The organism is Streptomyces katrae (assembly GCF_000966975.1).
Lineage (GTDB): Bacteria > Actinomycetota > Actinomycetes > Streptomycetales > Streptomycetaceae > Streptomyces > Streptomyces katrae.
Genome location: NZ_JZWV01000924.1, coordinates 1 through 8,441 on the forward strand (window position 1 = coordinate 1; position 8,441 = coordinate 8,441).

The following is an 8,441-nucleotide window of genomic DNA, read 5'->3' on the forward strand; positions in this document are numbered from 1 at the left end:
GGCTGGCCAGGGGCGTCACCCCCGACCGCATCCGGCTCGCCCTCACCACCGGCCTGCCGTCCCCGGTCCACCACCCGGCGGCCCTGGTCCGCAAGCGGCTGGAGTCCAAACTCCCCGCCGCCCCACCCGACCCCGCCCCGGCACCGGAACCCGCCACACCCCCGGCCCGCGCCGAGTGCACCGAATGCCGCGCCTCCGGCCCACCCGCCGCCTTCACCGACGGCCGCTGCCGCGCCTGCCGCCCCGAAGACCCCCGGCCGCCCGTCTTCACCCCGACCCTCACCCCGGCCGAGGTCCGCGCCCACGCGGCCCGCATCCGCGAAAGGAACCGCCGATGACCAGTCCACCGATCCACCGGCGCCGAACCCGGGCACCATGGTGTCGAGGAGGCGACCCCATGACCCGCAGCACCGCCGCGCACCCCCAGATGTCGCTGAAGGACTTCGAGACGCTGGCACGTCGCGCACCCGAGACCGTCACGCTCGAATTCATCAACGGAAAGCTGGAGGTCAAGTCGGTGCCCGACGGCGACCACGACGAGATCATCATGTGGGTCGCGGACCAGTGCATGGCGCACCGCCCCGACCTGCGCCTGTACCGCGAGCGCGGGCTCCGCACCGAGCAGTACCGCAACGGCCGCGCCCGGCCCGATGGTGCACTCGCACCGCAACGGCACTTCGCCGGGCACGGCGAGTGGTCCGATCCCGCAGGGGTGCTGATGACCGTCGAGGTCACGTCGCACGACCACGACACCGAGGCCCGTGACAGGCAGGAGAAGCGTGACGGCTACGCGCAGGCGGACATCCCCGTGTTCCTGCTGATCGACCGCGACAGCGACACCATCACGGTCTACAGCCAGCCGGAAAACGGACGCTACCGCCGGCGGGAGTCCTGCCCCTACGGCGAAACCATCGCCCTCCCCGAGCCGGTCGGGTTCTCCCTCGACACCGAGGCGCTCAAGGACTACGCCCACTGAGCCCCCGGCCCCACCCCCGCCCCCGGAAACGCCCGAGGCCCTCGTTCGAGAACAGCCGATCAGCGCGGGGCCGATCAGAAGTCCATGTCACCGCCCGGCATGCCGCCCGGAGCGGCGGCGGCCTTCTCCGGCTTGTCGGCGATGACGGCCTCGGTGGTCAGGAAGAGCGCGGCGATGGACGCGGCGTTCTGCAGCGCGGAGCGCGTGACCTTCGCCGGGTCGATGATGCCCTCGGCGATCATGTCGACGTACTCGCCCGTGGCGGCGTTCAGACCGTGGCCGACGGCCAGGTTGCGCACCTTCTCCACGACGACGCCGCCCTCGAGACCACCGTTGACGGCGATCTGCTTCAGCGGGGCCTCCAGCGCGAGCTTCACGGCGTTGGCGCCGGTCGCCTCGTCACCCGTGAGCTCCAGCTTCTCGAAGACCGAGGAGGCCTGCAGCAGGGCCACGCCACCGCCGGCGACGATGCCCTCCTCGACGGCCGCCTTCGCGTTGCGGACGGCGTCCTCGATGCGGTGCTTGCGCTCCTTGAGCTCGACCTCGGTCGCGGCACCGGCCTTGATGACGGCCACGCCGCCGGCCAGCTTCGCGAGGCGCTCCTGGAGCTTCTCGCGGTCGTAGTCCGAGTCGGAGTTCTCGATCTCGGCGCGGATCTGGTTGACGCGGCCCTGGACCTGGTCGCTGTCACCGGCACCGTCGACGATGGTGGTCTCGTCCTTGGTGATGACGACCTTGCGGGCGCGGCCGAGCAGGTCGAGACCGGCGTTCTCCAGCTTGAGGCCGACCTCCTCGGAGATGACCGTGCCGCCCGTGAGGATGGCGATGTCACCGAGCATGGCCTTGCGGCGGTCGCCGAAGCCCGGGGCCTTGACGGCGACGGACTTGAAGGTGCCGCGGATCTTGTTGACGACCAGGGTCGACAGGGCCTCGCCCTCGACGTCCTCGGCGATGATCAGCAGCGGCTTGCCGGACTGCATGACCTTCTCCAGGAGCGGCAGCAGGTCCTTGACCGAGCCGATCTTGGAGTTGACGATCAGGATGTACGGGTCGTCGAGGGACGCCTCCATACGCTCCATGTCGGTGGCGAAGTACGCCGAGATGTAGCCCTTGTCGAAGCGCATGCCCTCGGTGAGCTCCAGCTCCAGACCGAAGGTCTGGGACTCCTCGACGGTGATGACGCCTTCCTTGCCGACCTTGTCCATGGCCTCGGCGATGAGCTCGCCGATCTGGGTGTCGGCGGCGGAGATGGAGGCCGTGGAAGCGATCTGCTCCTTGGTCTCGACATCCTTCGCCTGGGCGAGCAGGGCGGCGGAGACGGCCTCGACGGCCTTCTCGATACCACGCTTGAGGGCCATCGGGTTGGCACCGGCGGCCACGTTGCGCAGACCCTCGCGGACGAGCGCCTGGGCGAGGACGGTGGCGGTGGTCGTACCGTCGCCGGCGACGTCGTCCGTCTTCTTGGCGACTTCCTTGACCAGCTCGGCGCCGATCTTCTCGTACGGGTCCTCGAGCTCGATCTCCTTGGCGATGGAGACGCCGTCGTTGGTGATCGTGGGCGCACCCCACTTCTTCTCAAGGACGACGTTGCGACCCTTGGGGCCAAGGGTGACCTTGACGGCGTCGGCGAGCTGGTTCATGCCACGCTCGAGACCGCGCCGGGCCTCCTCGTTGAACGAAATGATCTTGGCCATCTGAAGTGGTCCTCCAGGACTGGGGTTCCCCCCGCGCCGCCAGGCGACAGGGGAGGGTGGATTGCTCCGGACCGCGCCCGCGCCCGCGACGGACGGCCTGCCGACCCGGCGGTTCCTTCCCGCCGGACCCTGCGGGCCTCACCGGCCCGGTCCTCGTCTTGTAGCACTCTCACCCGGAGAGTGCTAACGCCAATGATTAGCACTCGGCCCCCACGAGTGCAAGCGGCTTCGAGCCATGGCGCACCGGATGCCGGACGGGACACGGGGCGGGAGACGGGACGGGAGGTGGCCGGGACGCGGTCGGGCCGTGGCCGGGACGCGGTCGGGCCGTGGCCGGGACATACGTGAGGGGCCCGCATCCCGTCCAGGATGTGGGCCCCTCACGTGGTGGTGCGTTGCGTCGGTGGCCGATCGCGCTTCGGCTCAGCCGGCCGCGAGCTTGACCATGTCAGCCTGCGGACCCTTCTGACCCTGCGAGATCTCGAACTCGACCCGCTGACCCTCTTCAAGGGTGCGGTACCCGTCCATCTGGATGGCGCTGTAGTGGACGAACACATCCGCACCACCGTCGACCGCGATGAAGCCGTAGCCCTTCTCCGCGTTGAACCACTTGACGGTGCCCTGAGCCATGCCTAACTCCCCTATTACTGGCCCTTGCGCAGGTCCGCACTTCGCGGACCCGGGTCAGAACTTGCGCCGGAACGCCTCGACCGGGGCTGAATGTATCTGCACCGCTGCTGTCTGCAACAGGTCAATCCGACGAGAAATCTGGACACGCGCAAACGTGGAAATGGGCTGAAAAGTTGTCCTATTCCTGGGCAAGTCGGGCCAGACAACCCTCACCAATGCCCCAAAAGGCGCACGCATGTTGACTCAATGTCAACCCTCTCGCCGCCTGCTCATATGCGGCAGGCAAGAACAACGGAGGGGACTTCCCCAACTCTACCGCGCCCAATCAAGCAGAATTGCCCCCTCCGCTTTTAGCGGAGGGGGCAATTCAGATTCCGTCACACGACGGCCGGCTCAGCAGCCGCCCGCGACGGCGGGGATGATCGAGACGCCCGCGCCGTCCGGCGTCGCCGTCTGCAGGCCGCCCTCGAAGCGCACGTCGTCGTCGTTGACGTACACGTTCACGAAGCGGCGCAGCTTGCCCTGGTCGTCCAGGACGCGCGCGGCGATGCCCGGGTGGTTCGCCTCCAGGGAGTCGATGACCTCGGCCAGGGTCGCGCCCTCGGCCGGGACCTCGGCGGCGCCGCCGGTGTAGGTGCGCAGGATGGTGGGGATGCGGACGTTGACGCTCATGGCGCTACCGCCTTTCCGTGTAGTACGAGGGAAGGGTCAGGCCAGGCCGGCGGCGCGGAACGCGTCCAGGCTCGGGCGGATGGTGGCGGTCTGGCCGGTGCCGGACACCGCCTCCAGGGTCTTGAGGCCGTCACCGGTGTTCAGGACCACGGTGGTCAGCGAGGGGTCGAGGACCCCGTTCTCGATGAGCTTCTTCGTCACGCCGACGGTCACGCCGCCCGCGGTCTCGGCGAAGATGCCCTCGGTCTGCGCCAGGATCCGGATCGCCTCGACGACCTGCTCGTCGTTGACGTCCTCCACGAAGCCGCCGGTGCGGCGCGCGATGTCCAGCACGTACGGGCCGTCCGCCGGGTTGCCGATGGCCAGGGACTTGGCGATGGTGTTCGGCTTCTGCGGGCGCACCACGTCGTGGCCGGCCTTGAAGGCCGTCGACACCGGCGAGCAGCCCTCGGCCTGGGCGCCGAAGATCTTGTAGGGCTTGTCCTCGACCAGACCGAGCTTGATCAGCTCCTGCAGGCCCTTGTCGATCTTCGTCAGCTGGGAGCCGGACGCGATCGGGATGACGAGCTGGTCGGGCAGCTGCCAGCCGAGCTGCTCGCAGATCTCGTACGCCAGGGTCTTGGAGCCCTCGCCGTAGTAGGGGCGCAGGTTGACGTTGACGAAGCCCCAGCCCTCACCCAGCGGGTCGCCGATGAGCTCCGAGCAGAAGCGGTTCACGTCGTCGTAGTTGCCCTCGATGCCGACCAGGTCGCCACCGTAGACACCGGCCATGACGACCTTGCCCTGCTCCAGGTCGTGGGGGATGAACACGCAGGAGCGGAAGCCGGCCCGGGCGGCCGCGGCGCCGACGGCGCCGGCCAGGTTGCCGGTGGAGGAGCAGGAGAGGGTGGTGTAGCCGAAGGCGCGGGCGGCCTCGACGGCGATGGCGACGACACGGTCCTTGAAGGAGTGCGTCGGGTTGCCGGAGTCGTCCTTGACGTAGAGCTTGCCGGTGACGCCCAGCTCCTTGGCCAGGTTCTGCGCGTCCACGAGCTTGGTGAAGCCCGGGTTCAGGCTCGGCTTGGAGGCCACGTCCGCCGGGACGGGCAGCAGCGGCGCGTAGCGCCAGATGTTGTTCGGGCCGGCCTCGATCGCCGCGCGCAGGGCCTCCGGGTCGCCGGCGGGCAGCTCGTAGGCGACCTCCAGCGGACCGAAGCACTCGACGCAGGCGAAGATGGGGCCGAGCTCGAAACGGGTTCCGCACTCACGACAGGAAAGGCCGGTGGCGGGGCCGAGATCGACGGATGCGTCGGCGGCGGAGGCATTGGCAGAGGTGGCGACAGTCTGTGCAGCCATGATGGCGAGGCCCTTTCTCCTCATCTTCCCCATGGCGCACTTCGCCATGAGACGGAATTGGCACCTTCCCTAGCCGGGGACCCCGCGGGATGCGTATCGCATCGCGAGAAACCGACTGGAGGGTTGCCGGGGCTTCAACGGGCCGTGTCCCTCTGCCCCTCTGGATGAGCGGTATGGCACCGGCACACGCGCTCGATGGCGCGCCGGTGCGTTTGTCGCGAGGCCCCCCGGCATGCGGTGGACCTTCGCGTTGTTCAAGACTGTAACCGAAGGGGCGGCTGGTTGAGACAGCCGTCCGAACCGCGAGATGGATCACAATTCGGCCGAAAACCGCCGGGTGTGATGCCGCCTCCGAGTAGCCAGGGAGTGCTGAGAGTGCTGGATGAGGTGGAGCGCTGGCTGGCCGACCGCTCCTGGTCCGCCGCCGACCGACCGCTCGACCAGCTCCTCGAGCGCAAACGGGCTGCCGGGACCACGGTGAGCGTGGTGCTGCCGGCCCTCGACGAGGAGGCCACGGTCGGGGAGATCGTCGAGGTGATCCGGCGCGACCTGATCGAGGGACTGCCGGTACCGCTCGTGGACGAGCTGGTGGTGGTCGACTCCGCGTCGGCCGACCGCACGGCCGAGGTCGCGGCGAAGGCCGGCGCCCGCGTGGTGCACCGCGACGAGATCCTGCCCCGCGTCCCCGCCGTACGCGGCAAGGGCGAGGTGCTGTGGCGCTCGCTGCTCGCCACCACCGGGGAGATCGTCTGCTTCGTCGACGCCGACCTGCGCGACTTCTCGTCCGCCTTCGTCTCCGGCATCGTCGGCCCGCTGCTCACCGACCCGCAGGTGCAGTTCGTCAAGGCGATGTACGACCGCCCGCTCGGCGACGCCCCCGGCCAGGGCGGACGCGTCACGGAGCTGGTGGCCCGCCCGCTCCTCAACCTCCACTGGCCGCAGCTGGCCGGCTTCGTCCAGCCCCTGGGCGGCGAGTACGCCGTACGCCGCTCCCTGCTGGAACGTCTCCCCTTCCCCGTCGGCTACGGGGTCGAGCTCGGCCTGCTGGTCGACGCGCTGCACACCGTCGGGCTCGACGCCCTCGCCCAGGTCGACGTCGGGGTGCGGCTGCACCGCCACCAGGACGGGCAGGCACTGGGCCGGATGGCCGCGGCGATCTACCGCACCGCGCAGCTGCGGCTCTCGCGCGGCCATCTCGTACGCCCCGCCCTCACCCAGTTCGAGAGGGGGCCGGACGGGTTCGTTCCGCGCACCTACGCCGTGGACACGGAGGAGCGGCCGCCGATGCTGGAGATCGAGGAGTACGCGGTTCGTCGCGTGGCGTGAGGGGGGGGCGGGGGCGGGGCGGCCCTGGCGTCGTCGTGGCGTCGTCCTGTCGTTGTCCTGGCGTCGTCCTGCGTAGTCCTGCGTCGTCCTGGCGTCGTCCTGGCGTCCGTACGTGACGAACCGGGCATTTCCCGGACGTTTGAGCGAGCTGGTGCCGGGCTAGGTTCGCGGCATGGCTTCTCAGGTACTCGTCGCCGCCAACCGCGGCCCGCTCTCGTACGCCCTCGCCGACGACGGCACGCTCAGCGCCCGGCGCGGCGGGGGCGGTCTGGTCTCCGGCCTGTCCGCGGCCCTCGCGGCGCAGCCGGAGGCCCTGTGGATCTGCGCGGCCCTCTCCGCCGCCGACCGCGAGGCGGTCCGGCGGGGGATCTCCGAGCCGGGCGTCCGGATGCTGGACATCGATCCCGCGGTGTACGACGACGCGTACAACGGCATCGCGAACTCGGTGCTCTGGTTCACCCACCACCACCTCTACGACGTCCCCCGCGAGCCCGTCTTCGACGCGGAGTTCCGGCGGCGCTGGGACTCGTACACCGCCTATAACCAGGCCTTCGCCGAAGCCCTGGCCGAGGAGGCCGCGCCGGGCGCGCGCGTCCTGGTCCAGGACTACCACCTGGCCCTGGTCCCGGGCGCGCTGCGGGAGCTGCGCCCGGACCTGCGGATCGCGCACTTCACGCACACGCCGTGGGCCTCGCCGGACGTCCTGCACATGCTCCCGGACGACATCCGCAGCCGGCTGGTGTGGGGCATGCTCGGCGCCGACCAGCTGGGCTTCCACACGGCGGCGTGGGCCGCCGCCTTCATCAGCGGCGCCACGGTCGACGACGTGCACGGGGTCGCGGACGGGTTCGTCCCCCGCGAGGGCCACCAGGGCGGGGTCCACCACCGCAGGCTGACGGAGGACGGCAGCTACGGGGAGATGCGCTTCACCGGGGTCGGCCAGTACCCGCTGGGCGTCGACGGCGACGACCTGCGGGCCCTGGCCCACCGCCCGGAGGTCGACGACAAGCTGGCCGCGCTGCGCGCGGAGGTCGGGGACCGCAGGACGATCGTCCGGGTGGACCGCACCGAGCTGTCGAAGAACATCCTGCGCGGCCTCCTCGCCTACCGGGAGCTGCTGACCACCCACCCCGAGTGGCGCGGCCGGGTCGTCCACCTGGCCTCGGCCTACCCGTCCCGCCAGGACCTTCAGGTCTACCGCGCCTACACGGCGTCGGTCGAGTCACTGGCGGCGGAGATCAATGACGAGTTCGGCACGGAGGGGTGGGAGCCGGTGCTGATCTCCGTCCAGGACGACTTCGCCCGCTCCCTGGCGGCGTACCGGATGGCGGACGTGGCCCTGATCAACCCGGTACGGGACGGCATGAACCTGGTCGCCAAGGAGATCCCGGTGGTCTCGGAGGCCGGCTGCGTCCTGGTCCTGTCGACGGGCGCGGGGGCGTACGAGGAACTCCGCCAGGACGCTCTGACGGTCAACCCGTACGACGTCACGGCGACGGCCGAAGCCCTGCACGCGGCCCTGACGATGCCGGAGGAAGAACGAGCGGAACGCACGAAACGCCTGGCGGCGGCAGCCACGGCCCTCCCCCCGGCGTCGTGGTTCACGGCCCAGCTGGAGGCACTGGGGGGCTGAGGGCGCCGCGGGCCGGGAGCCCGGGTGCGGGACGGTGGGTGAGCTGCGGTCTCCGGCCGCGCGGTAGCGAGCGGCGGGCCGGGCTTTGCGATGCCGGGGTCCCTGCGGGGCGGTCTCGGAGAGGGGTGGGGGCTTTCCCGTCAGTCCCACTGTCCTTCCGGTTCGGGCCGCCCTG

7 protein-coding genes, 1 pseudogene and 1 riboswitch are annotated in these 8,441 nt (G+C 70.3%); of the genes and pseudogenes, 4 read left to right on the forward strand and 4 right to left on the reverse strand.

Annotated elements, in window-relative coordinates:
• Both VR44_RS29705 and VR44_RS29710 read left to right on the forward strand, forming a co-directional pair.
• Positions 1-338: pseudogene (locus tag VR44_RS29705) on the forward strand (hypothetical protein); the annotation flags it as partial.
• Positions 339-397: 59 nt separating this feature from the next.
• Entirely contained in the window at positions 398-976 is a 579-nt protein-coding gene (locus tag VR44_RS29710; protein WP_045950712.1) for a Uma2 family endonuclease, read from the forward strand.
• A 74-nt stretch (positions 977-1,050) separates the two neighbouring features.
• Here VR44_RS29710 and groL read toward each other — a convergent pair whose 3' ends face one another.
• The 4 genes from groL to thrC all read right to left on the reverse strand — a co-directional run bounded on the left by groL (position 1,051) and on the right by thrC (position 5,331).
• Complete coding sequence (gene groL, locus VR44_RS29715) at positions 1,051-2,670, reverse strand: chaperonin GroEL (protein WP_045950713.1); 1,620 nt, start codon at positions 2,668-2,670, stop codon at positions 1,051-1,053.
• Positions 2,671-3,093: 423 nt separating this feature from the next.
• Positions 3,094-3,300, reverse strand: a complete 207-nt coding sequence (locus VR44_RS29720; RefSeq protein WP_008743607.1) for a cold-shock protein — start codon at positions 3,298-3,300, stop codon at positions 3,094-3,096.
• 393 nt (positions 3,301-3,693) lie between these two features.
• Positions 3,694-3,972, reverse strand: coding sequence for a ubiquitin-like small modifier protein 1 (locus tag VR44_RS29725; protein ID WP_045950714.1), 279 nt, complete (start codon positions 3,970-3,972; stop codon positions 3,694-3,696).
• Between the two features lie 36 nt (positions 3,973-4,008).
• Positions 4,009-5,331 carry a threonine synthase gene (gene thrC / locus VR44_RS29730; protein ID WP_211275147.1) on the reverse strand — a complete coding sequence of 441 codons (1,323 nt, stop codon included), beginning with the start codon at positions 5,329-5,331 and terminating at the stop codon, positions 4,009-4,011.
• Positions 5,325-5,478: riboswitch (SAM riboswitch) on the reverse strand. Its footprint overlaps the gene before it by 7 nt.
• Before the next feature lie 204 nt (positions 5,479-5,682).
• Between thrC and VR44_RS29735 the strand changes: the two genes are divergently transcribed.
• Positions 5,683-6,633: a glucosyl-3-phosphoglycerate synthase gene (locus tag VR44_RS29735; RefSeq protein ID WP_045950716.1), complete on the forward strand. Its 951-nt coding sequence runs from the start codon at positions 5,683-5,685 to the stop codon at positions 6,631-6,633.
• 172 nt (positions 6,634-6,805) lie between these two features.
• Positions 6,806-8,266, forward strand: a complete 1,461-nt coding sequence (locus VR44_RS29740; RefSeq protein WP_045950717.1) for an alpha,alpha-trehalose-phosphate synthase (UDP-forming) — start codon at positions 6,806-6,808, stop codon at positions 8,264-8,266.
• Positions 8,267-8,441: the final 175 nt, after the last annotated feature.

Coding starts and splice junctions, on each gene's coding strand:
- groL (WP_045950713.1), bottom strand. CDS start 2,670: ATGGCCAAGATCATTTCGTTCAACGAGGAGGCCCGGCGCGGTCTCGAG.
- VR44_RS29710 (WP_045950712.1), top strand. CDS start 398: ATGACCCGCAGCACCGCCGCGCACCCCCAGATGTCGCTGAAGGACTTC.
- VR44_RS29720 (WP_008743607.1), bottom strand. CDS start 3,300: ATGGCTCAGGGCACCGTCAAGTGGTTCAACGCGGAGAAGGGCTACGGC.
- VR44_RS29740 (WP_045950717.1), top strand. CDS start 6,806: ATGGCTTCTCAGGTACTCGTCGCCGCCAACCGCGGCCCGCTCTCGTAC.
- VR44_RS29725 (WP_045950714.1), bottom strand. CDS start 3,972: ATGAGCGTCAACGTCCGCATCCCCACCATCCTGCGCACCTACACCGGC.
- thrC (WP_211275147.1), bottom strand. CDS start 5,331: ATGAGGAGAAAGGGCCTCGCCATCATGGCTGCACAGACTGTCGCCACC.